The organism is Psychrobacillus sp. AK 1817, from assembly GCF_008807035.1.
Classification (GTDB): Bacteria; Bacillota; Bacilli; order Bacillales_A; family Planococcaceae; genus Psychrobacillus; species Psychrobacillus faecigallinarum.
In genome coordinates this window covers 3,046,559-3,063,706 of the sequence record NZ_CP031739.1, presented here as the reverse complement: position 1 = coordinate 3,063,706, position 17,148 = coordinate 3,046,559, and the positions used below count along the sequence as shown (strand labels likewise).

At 41.9% G+C, this 17,148-nt stretch carries 13 protein-coding genes, 8 tRNA genes and 3 rRNA genes; all 24 read right to left on the bottom strand.

The window, feature by feature from the left end; all coding sequences use genetic code 11:
* Window position 1 precedes the first annotated feature (1 nt).
* Window positions 2–706, bottom strand: a complete 705-nt coding sequence (locus D0S48_RS15350; RefSeq protein ID WP_151112513.1) for a hypothetical protein — start codon at window positions 704–706, stop codon at window positions 2–4.
* Complete coding sequence (locus D0S48_RS15345; protein ID WP_151112510.1) at window positions 703–1,434, bottom strand: hypothetical protein; 732 nt, start codon at window positions 1,432–1,434, stop codon at window positions 703–705. Before D0S48_RS15345 ends, D0S48_RS15350 begins: the two co-directional genes overlap by 4 nt.
* Window positions 1,418–2,260 (bottom strand): ATP-binding cassette domain-containing protein, encoded by an 843-nt coding sequence (locus D0S48_RS15340; RefSeq protein ID WP_370455762.1) that lies wholly within the window; start codon window positions 2,258–2,260, stop codon window positions 1,418–1,420. The genes D0S48_RS15345 and D0S48_RS15340 overlap by 17 nt, the downstream gene beginning before the upstream one ends.
* Before the next feature lie 44 nt (window positions 2,261–2,304).
* A complete protein-coding gene (locus D0S48_RS15335) occupies window positions 2,305–2,676 on the bottom strand; it encodes a GntR family transcriptional regulator (protein ID WP_144541653.1) in 372 nt (123 codons plus the stop codon).
* Window positions 2,677–2,895: 219 nt separating this feature from the next.
* Window positions 2,896–3,762, bottom strand: a complete 867-nt coding sequence (locus tag D0S48_RS15330) for a helix-turn-helix transcriptional regulator (RefSeq protein ID WP_151112506.1) — start codon at window positions 3,760–3,762, stop codon at window positions 2,896–2,898.
* Window positions 3,763–4,691: 929 nt separating this feature from the next.
* Window positions 4,692–4,807, bottom strand: a 5S ribosomal RNA gene (gene rrf, locus D0S48_RS15320).
* A 179-nt stretch (window positions 4,808–4,986) separates the two neighbouring features.
* Window positions 4,987–7,913 (bottom strand): 23S ribosomal RNA (locus D0S48_RS15315).
* Window positions 7,914–8,149: 236 nt separating this feature from the next.
* Window positions 8,150–9,703 (bottom strand): 16S ribosomal RNA (locus tag D0S48_RS15310).
* Together the 16S, 23S and 5S rRNA genes with 8 tRNA genes alongside form the textbook arrangement of a ribosomal RNA operon.
* Window positions 9,704–9,857: 154 nt before the next feature.
* Window positions 9,858–9,931 (bottom strand) — tRNA-Gly (locus D0S48_RS15305).
* A gap of 29 nt (window positions 9,932–9,960) precedes the next feature.
* Window positions 9,961–10,037, bottom strand: a tRNA-Arg gene (locus tag D0S48_RS15300).
* Window positions 10,038–10,055: 18 nt separating this feature from the next.
* Window positions 10,056–10,142, bottom strand: a tRNA-Leu gene (locus D0S48_RS15295).
* A gap of 72 nt (window positions 10,143–10,214) precedes the next feature.
* Window positions 10,215–10,287, bottom strand: a tRNA-Lys gene (locus D0S48_RS15290).
* Between the two features lie 11 nt (window positions 10,288–10,298).
* A tRNA-Gln gene (locus D0S48_RS15285) sits at window positions 10,299–10,373 on the bottom strand.
* A gap of 3 nt (window positions 10,374–10,376) precedes the next feature.
* Window positions 10,377–10,452: transfer RNA gene (locus tag D0S48_RS15280), tRNA-Asp, on the bottom strand.
* A gap of 24 nt (window positions 10,453–10,476) precedes the next feature.
* A tRNA-Glu gene (locus D0S48_RS15275) sits at window positions 10,477–10,551 on the bottom strand.
* Window positions 10,552–10,564: 13 nt separating this feature from the next.
* Window positions 10,565–10,639 (bottom strand) — tRNA-Asn (locus D0S48_RS15270).
* Window positions 10,640–10,722: 83 nt separating this feature from the next.
* On the bottom strand, window positions 10,723–11,190 hold the full coding sequence (locus tag D0S48_RS15265) for a SprT family protein (protein WP_151112502.1): 468 nt from the start codon (window positions 11,188–11,190) through the stop codon (window positions 10,723–10,725).
* Between the two features lie 59 nt (window positions 11,191–11,249).
* Entirely contained in the window at window positions 11,250–13,418 is a 2,169-nt protein-coding gene (locus D0S48_RS15260; protein WP_151112500.1) for a Tex family protein, read from the bottom strand.
* 88 nt (window positions 13,419–13,506) lie between these two features.
* Entirely contained in the window at window positions 13,507–14,106 is a 600-nt protein-coding gene (locus D0S48_RS15255; protein ID WP_225216166.1) for a PP2C family serine/threonine-protein phosphatase, read from the bottom strand.
* Complete coding sequence (gene sigB, locus D0S48_RS15250) at window positions 14,103–14,885, bottom strand: RNA polymerase sigma factor SigB (RefSeq protein WP_144539628.1); 783 nt, start codon at window positions 14,883–14,885, stop codon at window positions 14,103–14,105. The genes D0S48_RS15255 and sigB overlap by 4 nt, the downstream gene beginning before the upstream one ends.
* A complete protein-coding gene (gene rsbW / locus D0S48_RS15245; protein WP_144539626.1) occupies window positions 14,863–15,333 on the bottom strand; it encodes an anti-sigma B factor RsbW in 471 nt (156 codons plus the stop codon). The genes sigB and rsbW overlap by 23 nt, the downstream gene beginning before the upstream one ends.
* Entirely contained in the window at window positions 15,320–15,661 is a 342-nt protein-coding gene (locus D0S48_RS15240) for an STAS domain-containing protein (RefSeq protein ID WP_144539624.1), read from the bottom strand. Before D0S48_RS15240 ends, rsbW begins: the two co-directional genes overlap by 14 nt.
* A 69-nt stretch (window positions 15,662–15,730) precedes the next feature.
* Window positions 15,731–16,732 carry a PP2C family protein-serine/threonine phosphatase gene (locus D0S48_RS15235; protein WP_144539622.1) on the bottom strand — a complete coding sequence of 334 codons (1,002 nt, stop codon included), beginning with the start codon at window positions 16,730–16,732 and terminating at the stop codon, window positions 15,731–15,733.
* Between the two features lie 12 nt (window positions 16,733–16,744).
* A complete protein-coding gene (locus D0S48_RS15230) occupies window positions 16,745–17,146 on the bottom strand; it encodes an anti-sigma regulatory factor (RefSeq protein ID WP_144539620.1) in 402 nt (133 codons plus the stop codon).
* Window positions 17,147–17,148: the final 2 nt, after the last annotated feature.

Here is a 17,148-nt window from a genome sequence, read left to right as displayed (position 1 = left end):
ATTAATAAATTTGCAAACCTAATGGATCATCTATTTCTATATGTTTCGGAACCTTTAGGTGAATATATGTGACGCCTCTTACATTTTCATACGAAAACACTTCATTACTATCATCCGGGAGAATCGTTAAACTGTTAGAAAACTTATTAAATTCTACTTTTTGTCCCGTTATCTCCTTCGAAACTAGGTGGTTCCCAGACCAATATATCATATGAAGAGGTATTTTTTCTTCCATAGGTATGCCAAATATAAGGGTGTTAGTTCTATAAACTTTACCTTCTACGACTTGATCGCTAGAGTCCGTCCATTCCACCACAAACCTAGTCGAGTAAGTGTCAATTCCTTCATATCCAATAGATAGATTCGTTCCACTTAATTCCTGTGTCCACTCTTCAATCAGAAATTTTTCAGTAAGACTATTTGTCTCAGAGTTTTTTAAAGCTTCTTCTAATGCTTTATTTTCTGCTTCTAGATCTTGAACCTCTTCCTTTTTTAGAAGATTTGAATGATTACTTGGGATAAGCTCAAAAACAAGCGTTGCCATTAAGAGAATCACAATATAAGTAAAAATAATATACTTCTTAAGCTTAAAGGAGCCATTGAAGGACCTTTTACGCTTTTTAAACAGTTGTATTAAAATTAAAGCTACTACTATTATTAAAACAATTGGGAGAAAGGCTACTAGGAATACAAACATGCTACTCATGCTCTTACCTCCCATCTATTTGCGGCTACAAGTGAAATGATAAAGAAGATTACAGTTACACCAAGTACTTTTAGCATAAAGCTCCACAAGTCTCCATTTACTATAAAGAAATATTGTATAATATTTTGCCCCAAGGAGGTAATCACTAGCCCTACAAAGAGTAAAGGAAGTAATATTATAAATCCCTTATGCTTTTGGACTAATGCTCCAAGCAAGTACCCAAAAGAGGTCAACATCCAAATAAGGATGAACAATAAAAGAAGAGTCATGACTGTTTCCCCTGGCTCGTTCAATATTCCTGGGCTTTTTATAAACTCTACTTTACTAAACACTACTTGGTATAAACGCAACAGGTAGGTCGATAAAAAGGTAGTGACCGCTGCAATTATACTTACAATCATCAGTACAATTATATTGGCTATATTACTGCTTAGTCGAGTAGAGACAAACGAAAAATCATCATAACGATACGCCTTAGTAGTGATTAAATTCCCGACAAATACGGCCCATATTGCTACAAATACAAAGACACCATCAAGTGTAAAAATGTTAAAAGTGATTTCTGTGCCATTAAAGCTGGTTCCGCTCGTTCCAGTACTACTAGTAAGTAGCAGTGCTAACACTTGGATGAATATTAATGAAAGAAAAGATCCAATAAAAGCCTGTAGCTTAAATTTCACCTGTGCTTTCACTACGCTTGCTAAACTGACATTACTTAAAAACATCATCAATACCCTCCTTAGTATCACTAGTCACGTACATGCACACATCGCTTGCCGACAATGACTGAATACTAGCACCTTCTGCACAAGCCTTTTCAATGGTAGAAGTGTTTTTCACTACTACGTATTTTCTCTCACTATCAATCTGCTTTGAGTAATAAATTTCTTCCCCTGCTGTCCATTTATCTAAATCAGCTGTCGTCCATTGAAGTCCCACAGCATAATCTCTTATTTCATCAAGTGATTGATGTAATATTACCTTCCCTTGATGAACCAATAAAATATCCTCTAACAAGTGCTCTATTTCCGCTAAGTGGTGACTAGAGATCAAGATGGAACGTGGATGTGCTATATAATCCTTCAGTAATGCTCGGTAGAAATCAGTCCTCACTGCTTCATCCATCCCATTCATCGGTTCATCCAGCATAGTTAGCTCACAGTGCGTAGAAAGTCCAAAAATCAGATTAAATGTAGCAGATGCCCCTTTGGACAAATTAGAATACTTAAGCTTTGGATTTATTTTAAAATAATTTAGTAAGCGTTTGGCAAGCTCAGCATCCCATTTTTTATAAAAGGTTGGTGCTAGGTTTAAAATTTCTTCTAGATTCAGAGAGTCTGGAAAAGTCATCTGATCATCTACTAATATACTGTTCGCAGATACTAATAAGTCATTATAGGGATTTCTCCCAAAGACACATACTTCCCCTGAGCTAGGCATGATAAAACCAGTTAATATTTTCAATAATGTTGTTTTACCTGCCCCATTGCGACCGATAAGGCCTGTAATTTTCTGATCACTTAGCTCGAAGGTTATATCCTCTAAAGCATTCATATTACTATATTTTTTTTTGACTTCTCGACATTCAATTGTCTTCATCAATTTTCCCCCCCGCATTTATGAATCAGTTGAATTAACTCCTCTTTTGTCACTGACAACCTTTTAGCTTCTAATACCAGATCTGTTACCATTTTTGTAAGTGTCTCATTTCTTCGTTTATCTAGAATCATCGTCTTGGCTTCTGTCGCAACAAACATCCCAAGTCCCCTTTTCTTATATAACGTATTTTCCTCTACTAATATTGTAAGTCCCTTAGCTGCAGTCGCAGGATTAATATTAAATAGTTCTGCCAGCTGATATTGGGAATATACCTTTTCGTCACTTTTAAACCGCTCGGCTATTATTTCATTCTCTAGCCATTCCGCAATTTGTACATAGATGGGCTTTGCACTATCCGTATTTAAAATCATTGCGGTAAATCCCCTCTCAATTGAAGTTAGTACATTAGTGTTGTAATGTAGTATATAATAATTAAACGAAATTGTCTATAAAATTTAGGCAATAAAAAACCACACCTTTAAGATGTGGTTTTTAATTTGATTTGAAAGAATGTATTTCCGAAAAAAACATAAAGGTTATAATGAGTAGAAAAACGACCTTATAAAAAGGTACCCCTGATATTCATTTGTCTACTCTAACTCCAGATCAAAATTTAAATTAACTGGTTCAGCCGGCATACTATCAGGAGTATTTAAGTTTGTTGTAGGAGTTTTATCATCCACTTCTTCAAAAGCAAACTCGTCCATCCATATACTCCCTGAGCCTTGCAATAAAACACCGAAGTAAATCACTCCTGCATTTGGAGGTACATCTAGTACAACGCTATAATGATTCCATCCAGTGGTCCCTTTAATAGGACGATTGCTCATATTATCAAATTGAAGTGTGTCGCCGTCCTTGGCGTCAATCCGCATCCAAAGACCAGCAAACCCATCTATATTCATAGACTTTATAAAACAAGATAGCTTTAATCGTTTACCGCAGTATTTACTTGCCTGAAACTGTTGCATGACAGTGCCGAATTCTTCATCTTTTGTAGCCATTACAGAACGCAAATAGCCTGAAGCATTTCCCTTATGCACCTCTTGAAAATCTCTACCCATTTCATAGCTCTGTGGGTTCGTACCACTTATAAACCAACCTTTCATAACCTCTACCTCCTTTGAATTTTCTAGTAAGGTACGCATGAGCATTCTATACTTCCCTGGCGGCAACCCATGGGCCTTACGAAAGGCTCTCGTAAATGCTTCCTGCGACTCAAATTGGTAAGTAAACGCAATGTCTAGAATACGTTCATTTGTATAAATCAATCGCTGTGCTGCTATCGTAAGTCTTCTGTTACGAACATATTCATGTAACGACATTCCAACCTTTTGCTGAAACAATCGATGAAAATGATAAAAAGAATAGCCAGTAACTTGTACTACTTCCTCGTTACGAACTGGTTCCTCTAATTTATTTTCCAACCAGTTAATTGTTTGTTGAATTATATTCATTCGCTCATGCACCTCCTATTAATTACAGTTTATCTGGTAGAAGTTAGGATTTTTTGATATTTTTTGCGGATTTTCGTTGGAAAGATAAATTATAGATATAAAATAACAGTAGTTAGGAAGAATTTTTGGATTTATGACCGTTCGTGGAGATTTATGACCGGATAGAAAAATTTATGACCGGATAGAGTCATTTTATAACCGGATAGATTTTTTTATGACCGGATAAATTATTTTATGACCGTTCAATATTTCCTCTTCTTATCAGTCACTCTAACCTCGTCAGATCCTTTCAATTTGATTTTTTTCAAACATATTATTCCAATTAAATATATGCCTAAAATAATACTAAATCAGCTACGCTTTTACTTAAAGGATTAAATTATTTTCTTTCTGTCATATTTCGTTCCTATTTCCCGGGAAATGTCATTTCAAGGAAATAATCGATAATTTTGTTCGACATAATAAATAATCCTCTTAAAATGATGACGAAAGATGCGCTTATAAAGATTTCATTTAATTTAGCATTGGAGAAACAATAGCATCATGGACATTCCTTCTTTGGAAGAGAAGCTTACTTTCGACTTTACTTCTTTAATAATACCAAACAAAAAAGCCGCCACCGATTGCTCGGTAACGACTTCCTATAGTGCCCAGCGACATCCTACTCTTGCAGGGGTAACCTCCAACTACCATCGGCTCGGCTGCGAAACCAGATGGACGGCAGATTTCTTCGTCAGCCGCAGTCGATCGGTTCTCGCGTTTGCTATACGCTCCGAGCCTCTCTTCCTTGCTTCCTCGAACTCTTTGCCCCTCTGCTTTCTCGCACACTTGCTTAGTTAGAAATGGTTAGGTGCCTTCGGTATTTCTAATTTCTTTATAGAACAAACAAAAAAGCCGTCACCGATTTCTCGGTAACGACTTCCTATAGTGCCCAGCGACGTCCTACTCTTGCAGGGGGAGACCCCCAACTACCATCGGCGCTGAAGAGCTTAACTTCCGTGTTCGGTATGGGAACGGGTGTGACCTCTTCGCCATCATCACTAGACTTGTCGGCTTTCAATCCACTGCGCATTGCGTTGTCAACTTCGCTCGTTCAGTCAGTCACGTACGTAAGTACGTTCCTTCCTTCGCTCACTCGTTTCCTAGCACTACTTGTGTTTTGAAACCCTACTGAGTTGTTCACTCAAAACTGGATAAAAGACATCATTAATGGAAACAAACAATTTGGTTAAGTCCTCGATCGATTAGTATTCGTCAGCTGCACGTGTCGCCACGCTTCCACCCCGAACCTATCTACCTCATCGTCTTTGAGGGATCTTACTTACTTGCGTAATGGGAAATCTCATCTTGAGGGGGGCTTCGTGCTTAGATGCTTTCAGCACTTATCCCGTCCACACATAGCTACCCAGCGATGCCCTTGGCAGAACAACTGGTACACCAGCGGTGTGTCCATCCCGGTCCTCTCGTACTAAGGACAGCTCCTCTCAAATTTCCTACGCCCACGACGGATAGGGACCGAACTGTCTCACGACGTTCTGAACCCAGCTCGCGTACCGCTTTAATGGGCGAACAGCCCAACCCTTGGGACCGACTACAGCCCCAGGATGCGATGAGCCGACATCGAGGTGCCAAACCTCCCCGTCGATGTGGACTCTTGGGGGAGATAAGCCTGTTATCCCCGGGGTAGCTTTTATCCGTTGAGCGATGGCCCTTCCATGCGGAACCACCGGATCACTAAGCCCGTCTTTCGACCCTGCTCGACTTGTAGGTCTCGCAGTCAAGCTCCCTTCTGCCTTTACACTCTTCGAATGATTTCCAACCATTCTGAGGGAACCTTTGGGCGCCTCCGTTACACTTTAGGAGGCGACCGCCCCAGTCAAACTGCCCGCCTGACACTGTCTCCTACCCGGGTTACGGGTATGGGTTAGAATTTCAATACAACCAGGGTAGTATCCCACCGACGCCTCCTCCGAAGCTGGCGCTCCGGGCTCTAAGGCTCCTACCTATCCTGTACAAGTTGCACCAAAATTCAATATCAAGCTACAGTAAAGCTCCACGGGGTCTTTCCGTCCTGTCGCGGGTAACCTGCATCTTCACAGGTACTATAATTTCACCGAGTCTCTCGTTGAGACAGTGCCCAGATCGTTACGCCTTTCGTGCGGGTCGGAACTTACCCGACAAGGAATTTCGCTACCTTAGGACCGTTATAGTTACGGCCGCCGTTTACTGGGGCTTCAATTCGCACCTTCGCTTGCGCTAAGCACTCCTCTTAACCTTCCAGCACCGGGCAGGCGTCAGCCCCTATACTTCACCTTACGGTTTTGCAGAGACCTGTGTTTTTGCTAAACAGTCGCCTGGGCCTATTCACTGCGGCTCTTCTAGGCTATACACCCAAAAGAGCACCCCTTCTCCCGAAGTTACGGGGTCATTTTGCCGAGTTCCTTAACGAGAGTTCTCTCGCTCACCTTAGGATTCTCTCCTCGACTACCTGTGTCGGTTTGCGGTACGGGCACCTCCCACCTCGTTAGAGGCTTTTCTTGGCAGTGTGAAATCAGGAACTTCGGACTAAGTCCTCGCCATCACAGCTCAATGTTACAGAGTGCGGATTTGCCTACACTCACACCTCACTGCTTGGACGTGCATAACCAACAGCACGCTTACCCTATCCTACTGCGTCCCCCATCACTCAAACGGTGGGGTGGTGGTACAGGAATATCAACCTGTTGTCCATCGTCTACGCCTATCGGCCTCGACTTAGGTCCCGACTAACCCTGAGCGGACGAGCCTTCCTCAGGAAACCTTAGTCATACGGTGGATGGGATTCTCACCCATCTTTCGCTACTCATACCGGCATTCTCACTTCTAAGCGCTCCACCAGTCCTTCCGGTCTGACTTCAACGCCCTTAGAACGCTCTCCTACCACTGATACCAAAGGTATCAATCCACAGCTTCGGTGATTTGTTTAGCCCCGATACATTTTCGGCGCAGCGTCACTCGACCAGTGAGCTATTACGCACTCTTTAAATGATGGCTGCTTCTAAGCCAACATCCTGGTTGTCTAAGCAACGCCACATCCTTTTCCACTTAACAAATACTTTGGGACCTTAGCTGGTGGTCTGGGCTGTTTCCCTCTTGACTACGGATCTTATCACTCGCAGTCTGACTCCCAAACATAAATCATTGGCATTCGGAGTTTGTCTGAATTCGGTAACCCGGGATGGGCCCCTAGTCCAAACAGTGCTCTACCTCCAAGATTCTAACGTTTGAGGCTAGCCCTAAAGCTATTTCGGAGAGAACCAGCTATCTCCAGGTTCGATTGGAATTTCTCCGCTACCCACACCTCATCCCCGCACTTTTCAACGTGCGTGGGTTCGGACCTCCAGTAAGTGTTACCTTACCTTCATCCTGGACATGGGTAGATCACCTGGTTTCGGGTCTACGACCACATACTCATTCGCCCTATTCAGACTCGCTTTCGCTGCGGCTCCGTCTTCTCAACTTAACCTCGCATGTAATCGTAACTCGCCGGTTCATTCTACAAAAGGCACGCCATCACCCGTTAACGGGCTTTGACTATTTGTAGGCACACGGTTTCAGGGTCTATTTCACTCCCCTTCCGGGGTGCTTTTCACCTTTCCCTCACGGTACTGGTTCACTATCGGTCACTAGGTAGTATTTAGCCTTGGGAGATGGTCCTCCCGGATTCCGACGGAATTTCACGTGTTCCGCCGTACTCAGGATACACTCTGGAGGGAATGAATTTTGGACTACGGGGCTTTTACCCTATCCTGCGGACCTTTCCAGGTCGCTTCATCTAACTCATTCTTTTGTAACTCCGTATAGAGTGTCCTACAACCCCAAGAGGCAAGCCTCTTGGTTTGGGCTCTTCCCGTTTCGCTCGCCGCTACTCAGGGAATCGAATTTTCTTTCTCTTCCTCCAGGTACTTAGATGTTTCAGTTCCCTGGGTGTGTCTCAGATGCGCTATGTATTCACGCAAATGTACTGCCCCATTACGGGCAGTGGGTTTCCCCATTCGGAAATCTCCGGATCGAAGCTCACTTACAGCTCCCCGAAGCATATCGGTGTTAGTGCCGTCCTTCGTCGACTCCTAGTGCCAAGGCATCCACCGTGCGCCCTTATTAACTTAACCTAAAAGTTAAAAGTACTACACTTGCAATCACGTAAGTGATCACAATTTGAATATCTTGCGTTTGTTTCTTTTTTTGATGTCGTTTTATCCAGTTTTCAAAGAACAAAGGGCTTGTCCCTTTGCGACGAGTAATCGCAGGAGCAAGTATAAATGTTCATCATAAAAATGAACACTCAAAACTGAACTGCAAAACGTTAAGATACAGATAAAAATCTGTATTCCGAATATATCCTTAGAAAGGAGGTGATCCAGCCGCACCTTCCGATACGGCTACCTTGTTACGACTTCACCCCAATCATCTGTCCCACCTTCGGCGGCTGGCTCCCAAAAGGGTTACCCCACCGACTTCGGGTGTTACAAACTCTCGTGGTGTGACGGGCGGTGTGTACAAGGCCCGGGAACGTATTCACCGTGGCATGCTGATCCACGATTACTAGCGATTCCGGCTTCATGTAGGCGAGTTGCAGCCTACAATCCGAACTGAGAACGGTTTTATGGGATTAGCTCACCCTCGCGGGGTTGCGACCCTCTGTACCGTCCATTGTAGCACGTGTGTAGCCCAGGTCATAAGGGGCATGATGATTTGACGTCATCCCCACCTTCCTCCGGTTTATCACCGGCAGTCACCTTAGAGTGCCCAACTGAATGCTGGCAACTAAGATCAAGGGTTGCGCTCGTTGCGGGACTTAACCCAACATCTCACGACACGAGCTGACGACAACCATGCACCACCTGTCACCGCTGTCCCCGAAGGGAAAAGCCTATCTCTAGGCCGGTCAGCGGGATGTCAAGACCTGGTAAGGTTCTTCGCGTTGCTTCGAATTAAACCACATGCTCCACCGCTTGTGCGGGCCCCCGTCAATTCCTTTGAGTTTCAGTCTTGCGACCGTACTCCCCAGGCGGAGTGCTTAATGCGTTAGCTGCAGCACTAAGGGGCGGAAACCCCCTAACACTTAGCACTCATCGTTTACGGCGTGGACTACCAGGGTATCTAATCCTGTTTGCTCCCCACGCTTTCGCGCCTCAGCGTCAGTTACAGACCAGAAAGCCGCCTTCGCCACTGGTGTTCCTCCAAATCTCTACGCATTTCACCGCTACACTTGGAATTCCGCTTTCCTCTTCTGCACTCAAGTCCCCCAGTTTCCAATGACCCTCCACGGTTGAGCCGTGGGCTTTCACATCAGACTTAAAGGACCGCCTGCGCGCGCTTTACGCCCAATAATTCCGGACAACGCTTGCCACCTACGTATTACCGCGGCTGCTGGCACGTAGTTAGCCGTGGCTTTCTAATGAGGTACCGTCAAGGTACGAGCAGTTACTCTCATACTTGTTCTTCCCTCACAACAGAGTTTTACGATCCGAAAACCTTCTTCACTCACGCGGCGTTGCTCCATCAGACTTTCGTCCATTGTGGAAGATTCCCTACTGCTGCCTCCCGTAGGAGTCTGGGCCGTGTCTCAGTCCCAGTGTGGCCGATCACCCTCTCAGGTCGGCTACGCATCGTCGCCTTGGTGAGCCGTTACCTCACCAACTAGCTAATGCGCCGCGGGCCCATCCTGTAGTGACAGCCGAGACCGTCTTTTAACATTTCCTCATGTGAGGTAATGGATTATTCGGTATTAGCCCCGGTTTCCCGGAGTTATCCCAATCTACAGGGCAGGTTGCCCACGTGTTACTCACCCGTCCGCCGCTAAATCAGAAGAAGCAAGCTTCTTCATCATTCGCTCGACTTGCATGTATTAGGCACGCCGCCAGCGTTCGTCCTGAGCCAGGATCAAACTCTCCATAATAGAGAACTTAAAAAGCTCATTTTGTTTTGCTGGCATCATCATTAAATGATGTCAAAAATTGTTTTGCGTCAATACAACCGAAGTTGTTTGATGCTATATGTCTTAACGTTTTGCATGTTCAGTTTTCAATGTTCATGTTTTGCTATAGTTAAATTGGAGCGGGTGAAGAGAATCGAACTCTCATCATCAGCTTGGAAGGCTGAGGTTTTACCACTAAACTACACCCGCATATATAATTTATTAAATAATTGTTTTATTGGCGCGCCCGGCAGGAGTCGAACCCACAACCTTCTGATCCGTAGTCAGACGCTCTATCCAATTGAGCTACGGGCGCTTAGTAAGAGACATTGCTTGGTGCGGCCGAGAGGACTTGAACCTCCACGGGGTTATCCCCCACTAGGCCCTCAACCTAGCGCGTCTGCCGTTCCGCCACGACCGCTTAGTTATAAAATGGGACGAACTCTATTATAACTCACTCGCAAGAGTCTGTCAACAATTATTGTAATAATGATGAGCCATGAAGGACTCGAACCTTCGACCCTCTGATTAAAAGTCAGATGCTCTACCAACTGAGCTAATGGCTCACGAAACGAAATGGCTGGGGTACCTGGATTCGAACCAGGGCATGACGGAATCAAAATCCGTTGCCTTACCGCTTGGCTATACCCCAACATGGCGGTCCCGACCGGGATCGAACCGGCGATCTCCTGCGTGACAGGCAGGCATGTTAACCGCTACACCACGGGACCTATGTATGTTTTATTAAATTTAAATGGTGACCCCTACGGGATTCGAACCCGTGTTACCGCCGTGAAAGGGCGGTGTCTTAACCGCTTGACCAAGGGGCCTATGTAAGTTATATGGCTCCGAAGGTAGGACTCGAACCTACGACCGATCGGTTAACAGCCGATTGCTCTACCACTGAGCTACTTCGGAATAATTTTTGTCGTTTTGTTTTACTCGACTTTTTCTATTATAGAGAGGGTTTGGACAAACGTCAACACTTTTCATCAAATTTCTTATATTTTTTTTGAAGAGCTTAAAACTAAGTCGCCAAAACACTTGCCACACTTGAATTTGTGAGTATTTACTCGAATTTTCCGTCTATATAACAACCCACATTTTGAGCATTTATACATGTAAACTTTAGTACGTGGTTGCCTTTTAGGCTCTACTAAAGTGGAACAAAATCTGGGGGAATCTGTTTGTTTTAGAAGCTGGCGAAAATCTGCATCTCGATGTTTGTAGCCTTTTGCTTCTATATGTAAATGATAATGACATAACTCATGCTTGATCACTCCTATTAATTCTTTCATTCCATGCTTTTCTAGAACAAGAGGATTTATTTCAATTATATGAGTTCTTAACATATACCTGCCTCCAGTACTGCGGAGTCTTTTATTAAAACAGGCTTTATGTCGAAATTCTTTCCCAAAAATCTCTTTTGAGATTTTACTTACTAATTCACTCAATTGTTCATCTGTCATATTACCTCTCCTAAATAAAAGAGTTTGTCCAATGATTCTATCATTGGACACTCTTATTATTACACTTGTTGTTCCGGCGGAAGCATAGTTAATGCGATTCTACCTTTGTTAGCATCGAACTGTTCTACCCAAACTGTAACGATATCTCCAAGGGAAACTACATCTAGGGGATGTTTTACAAATCCTTTTTTAAGCTTGGATATATGTACAAGTCCGTCCTGTTTAACACCAATATCTACAAAGGCTCCAAAGTCTACTACGTTACGAACAGTTCCTTGAAGCTCCATTCCAGCCTTTAAATCCTCTAACTTCAAGACATCTTTCTTTAGTATAGGCTGTGGGAAAGCTTCGCGTGGATCACGTGCAGGCTTAATAAGTGCATCTAAAATATCCTTCAAAGTAATTTCGCCGATTCCTAATTCCTTACTAGTTTCTTCTATAGAAATGTTATTTAATGCTTCTTCTGCTACCTTAGAACCTATTTGGCCTTTCTTCAATCCTACAATTTCTAGGACCTGTTCAGCTGCCTTATAGCTTTCTGGGTGAATTCCTGTTGCATCAAAAGGATTTTTTGCATCTGGTACACGCAGGAAACCAATTGCCTGCTCATATGTTTTGGCTCCAAGACGCGGAATTTTTTTAAGCTGAGCTCTTGAAGTAAAGCGCCCTTGTTCATTGCGCATATTCACCACATTTTCAGCAACCGTTTTAGAAAGACCAGAAACATATTGCAGTAAGGAGGCTGACGCTGTGTTTACATTGACCCCTACCTGGTTAACAGCAGTTTCTACTATAAAAGAAAGTGATTCCGAGAGTTTTTTTTGTGAAACATCATGCTGGTATTGCCCTACCCCTACTGCCTTTGGATCTATTTTTACTAACTCCGCTAAAGGATCTTGAAGTCTTCTGGCAATAGAGACTGCACTTCGTTGCTCCACTTGAAGGTCTGGAAACTCATTTCGCGCTGTTTCGGAAGCTGAATAAACAGAAGCACCTGCTTCGTTGACAATAACATATGCTACTTCACCCTCTACTTCTTTCAGGCAATCTACTATAAATTGCTCTGTTTCACGAGAAGCTGTACCATTTCCTATTGCAATTAAAGTAATTGGATATTTTTTAAGATAAGAAAGTACCTTTCTTTTCGAGCCTTCCACATCCATTTTTGGTGCATGTGGATAAATAGCCGATACCTCTAGTAATTTACCTGTATCGTCTACAACTGCTAGTTTGCAACCTGTCCGGTATGCAGGATCCACTCCTAGAACAACTTTCCCCTTTAACGGAGGCTGAAGCAATAAGTTTCGTAGATTCTCAGAGAAAATATGAATAGCTTGTGTTTCTGCTTTTTCAGTAAGTTCTGCTCTGATTTCTCTTTCTACTGAAGGCTGTATTAACCGTTTATAGGAATCCTCGATTGCTTGCTTTACCTGCTCTGTAGCACTGCTAGATATATTATTAGGAATCCATTGAGTTTCCATTACTCTTAAAATCTTTTCAAGTGGTACCTGGAGACCAACTTTTAATACATCCTCTTTTTCTCCACGATTCAATGCAAGAATACGGTGAGGCACAATTTTCTTCACTGGTTCATCATATTCATAGTACATTTCATAGACATTTTTTTCATCAAGCTCTGCTTTCTTTAGCGCAGTAACAATTTTCCCGTCCATACGGGATAGATTTCGAATCTGTTCGCGTATTTTCGCATCATCAGCAAATTGTTCTGCGAGAATGTCACGAGCCCCTTGGAGTGCATCCTCCGTCGTCAATACTTCTAGCTCTTCATTAATATAGGCTTGTGCTAAATCATAGATAGATGCTTTAGGGAAGGTTAATAGTTCATCTGCTAAAGGTTCAAGCCCTTTCTCCTTCGCTACTGTCGCCTTTGTTCTTCGCTTTTGTTTATAAGGTCGATATAAATCCTCTACTCGCTGAAGCACCGTAGCATTTTGAATGGAAGTAGTAAGCTCTTCCGTCAGCTTTCCTTGTTCATCTATTAAACGCAGTACTTCCTCTTTGCGTTGTTCAAGCTGTTGTATATATTGATACCGATCTTCTACTGCTTTTATTTGGACCTCATCTAAAGATCCTGTTTGTTCTTTACGATAACGAGCTATAAAAGGAACGGTGTTTCCTTCTTCTAAAAGTTTTATTACTTGTTCGGCTTGCGTAGTTTTTATGCCAGTTTCTTTAGAAACAAGCTGAAGCATTTTCTTTAGTTCCAACACAAATTCACCCTTTCCATATACCCTTTATTTTAACATATTTAGCGCTTACCCCTAAATGAAGACAGTAAAAAAACTTACCCTTCTATTATGAGAGTAAGCTTCCTACAATAAACGTGGCATCATCACCATGCTCTATTTCCTTATATACAGTTTCGTACAAACATTTTGCAGAGCCAGATTCCTTAATAGTAGATTTCGGGCTATTCATCACTACTCCATCTGAGTGAAGAAGAAATAGGTCATCTTTTGCGCAGGCATACGTTTGGGTATTAATTTTTTGCTTTCTTCCAGATAGGTAGCCCATCACTGGCAAAGGATATATCATCTTTCCTGTTGCTCTCTGGTACATGTAAAATTTGATATTGCCAACACAGCTATATGAGATAGTTTGTGTTTTGTAATCTACTTTCACAAGAGCAACCGCTGCTCCTCGTTTTTGAACCATCAACTCATTGCATTTCAACAATAAATTATCCAGCGTCTCCTCAGGGTATTGTTCTAAAATTGCAGGTATAACATCTGCAGATTCCTTTGCTACAGGACCGTTACCTAGTCCATCAGCAATGGCACAGAGCATAAAGTCCTCATGCTTTGATACATAGTATGTATCTCCAGATTCTGCGTTTCCTGATTTTGCTTCCTGAAATACTAGCAACTCAACTTTTTCATCTGAGTAATTTATCAATTTACTAAACCACCTGACGATAATATTGCCTCTTGCAATTTTTTTATTGCCTTACGTTGTATTCGTGATACATGCATTTGAGAGATGCCAAGACGATCTCCAGCTTCCTTCTGACTCAGTTGCTCCATGTATGTAAGTTTAATAATTTCTTTTTCTCTTTCAGATAAAACATTGAAAGCTTCGGCTACAAGTAAGCGCTGGTCTGTTTTTTCAAATTCTCCATCGGTTTGGCCAATCACATCAAATAATGTAATAGTACTTCCATCTGCATCCGATTCTAAAGAATGGTCCATAGATAAGGCTTGATAACTTTTCCCCATCTCCATCGCCTCTAATACATCCTCTACCTCTACATCAAGATAATCCGCGATTTCTGGCACAAGTGGAGATCTTTGAAATTCTGTTGTTAACACTTCAACAGCTGATCTTATACGCGGACCTAATTCTTTAATTCTTCTTGGTACATGTACTGCCCATGTTTTGTCTCTTAGAAACCGCTTAATCTCCCCAATTATAGTTGGGATAGCAAAAGCCTCAAAGTTCTTACCGAATGAAGGATCATATCTTCTAATAGCTCCTAGAAGGCCCAGCATACCTACTTGTACTATATCCTCATGATGAGATTTACCATTAGAATATTTACGGGCAATAGACTCAACCAAACGCTCGTAGTTTAATACTAGATTGGTTTGAGCCTCTTCGCTTTCTGTGCTTTGATATTCTTTTATCCATTCTAGAATCTGTTCTTTTGACTCCTTAGGAAGAGATGTGTTCGACATTTTCATCCACCTGCTTTACTCCGACATGCTTCGTCATAAATACAGTTACACCCTCTTGGTGATGGACCTTCACCTCATCCATTAAAGTTTCAATTAGATATAGGCCAAGGCCACCTTCACGTAAGAACGATCCCTCCTCCAAATCATGGTAAGGTCCCACTTGCGCTTTTGTTTCCTCAAAATTAAAACTTTTCCCATGGTCAGCAATCATAATTTCTATTTTGTCATTATATAAAGCGCAGCCAATTACTACTTCGCCATCCTCATCCTCTGTGTAAGCATGTTGAACTGCGTTAGTAATTGCTTCACTTGTTGCAATTTTTAAATCTTCAATATCATCATAAGAAAAGCCCATACGATTCGCTAATCCAGAAATTGTAAGACGTGCTACACTAACATATTGAGGCTTTGCTGGTAAACGAATCTCAACATAATCAAACGGTTTCATCTATTTTCACCTCTTCGCTCGCTTGGATGTCCATGATATCTCCTAAACCGGTTATGTCGAACAATCGTTTTAGTCGAGATGATAGCCCTGTTAATTCCATGTGAACGTTGGACTCTTTAGCACTTTTATAAAATCCTACGAATACGCCTAAACCAGTACTATCCATGTAAGTTACGTCTGTTAAGTCTAACTCTACACGTAAGTTTTCCTTTAAATTAATTTCTGATAGCTTTTCTCTTAAAAGAGGTGCTGTAAAAGCATCAATTTCACCTTTTATAATTCCTTTGACGCGTTTATCTTCTTCGTATAATTCTACTGATATATTCATTTTCAATTATCCCCCGTTTTCGCTATATATAGTGTATCTATACCACGTTTGAGCCAACGCTAAACATGTTCACAGTGATTTTTTGAAAATGACAAGAGTAAAATCATCACGCTGTTCAAATTCCTGCAATTCTTCTAGCTTATGGAATACATACTCAACCATTTCTTGAGCTGGTTTATCCTTAACGCTTTCTATAATACTCAGGATTATTTTTTGGTCGATAAAGCCTTCCTTTGAACGACATTCGGTTACTCCGTCAGTCATCATCACGATAAAGTCATCTTTTTCAAGAACTATTGAATGTTGCTCATATCTTACATTAGGAATAACCCCTAGCAACAGACCTTTTGCCTGAAGTTCTTTAAACTCGCCTGATTTAGCACAATAAAAAAGAGGTGGCTCGTGCCCAGCTGAAGCATAAGTGAATTCACTTAAAGCTGAATCATATGTGCCATAAAACATGGATATAAACATTGAATCGCTAACACTTTTCTCAACAATTCGGTTAATAATATCCAATACTACGACAGGATCTGTTTCTGGACCATCTAAACTATCCATTCCATATTTAATCATGGACATGCATAGAGCCGCTGGTATCCCTTTTCCGATAACATCAGCAACAGCGATTCCTATTGCATTCTCGTTACTCAAAAAGTGAGTGTAATCCCCGTTCATCTCTTTAGCAGGAACAGAAATAATCCCAATGTCCAAGCCATTCATATTTGGAATTTTAGTTTTTAGCAATGTTTGTTGGACATTTGTAGCCAAATCCATTTCCATTTTAAAATTTTGTTGTTTCTCAATTAGGGTTTGGTGCTCTTTTAAAGCTAAGCCATATCTAATCATCACTTCAATTAAAAAATCAAACGAGTGTAAAACTTCCTCCGGTAAGCCTGGTATAATCTCTTCAAGAGAGGCTTTATGTATACTAATAACTTCCTCCGGAGAGATGCTTTTTTGAATAAGCTGTCTACTAACGTTTTGACCTTCATATAAATTATGCTCTGTTTGACTTAATGTATACTGTTTTAAAATTTCCTTATACTGCTTTTTAAACTCTTGAGGCACTTATTTTACCCCCTATCTCAACCACTTTGTGGCAATGATTGTTGTACCATCTCCGACTACAGTCTCAATTTTAAAGTCGTCCATTAGACGCTTTACCCCTGGCAATCCTGCTCCTAGGCCTCCAGATGTAGTATATCCGTCTTCCATTACTTTACGGACATCAGAAATACCTGGCCCTTCGTCAGAAGCTATAACCAAAATGCCTTTGAGATTTCCTTCTACAATCTGTTTTATTTCTATATTACCTTTTCCTGCATATAAATATATATTTCTAGCGAGCTCGCTAATAGCAGTTGTAATTCTAGCTTGGTCTACTGTGCCAAAACCAGCATCTTTTGCTTCGTTTCTTCCAAGCTGCCTAGCAGCAACTATATCCCACTCACTTATTATGTCAACAGAAGACTTCATATTCATAA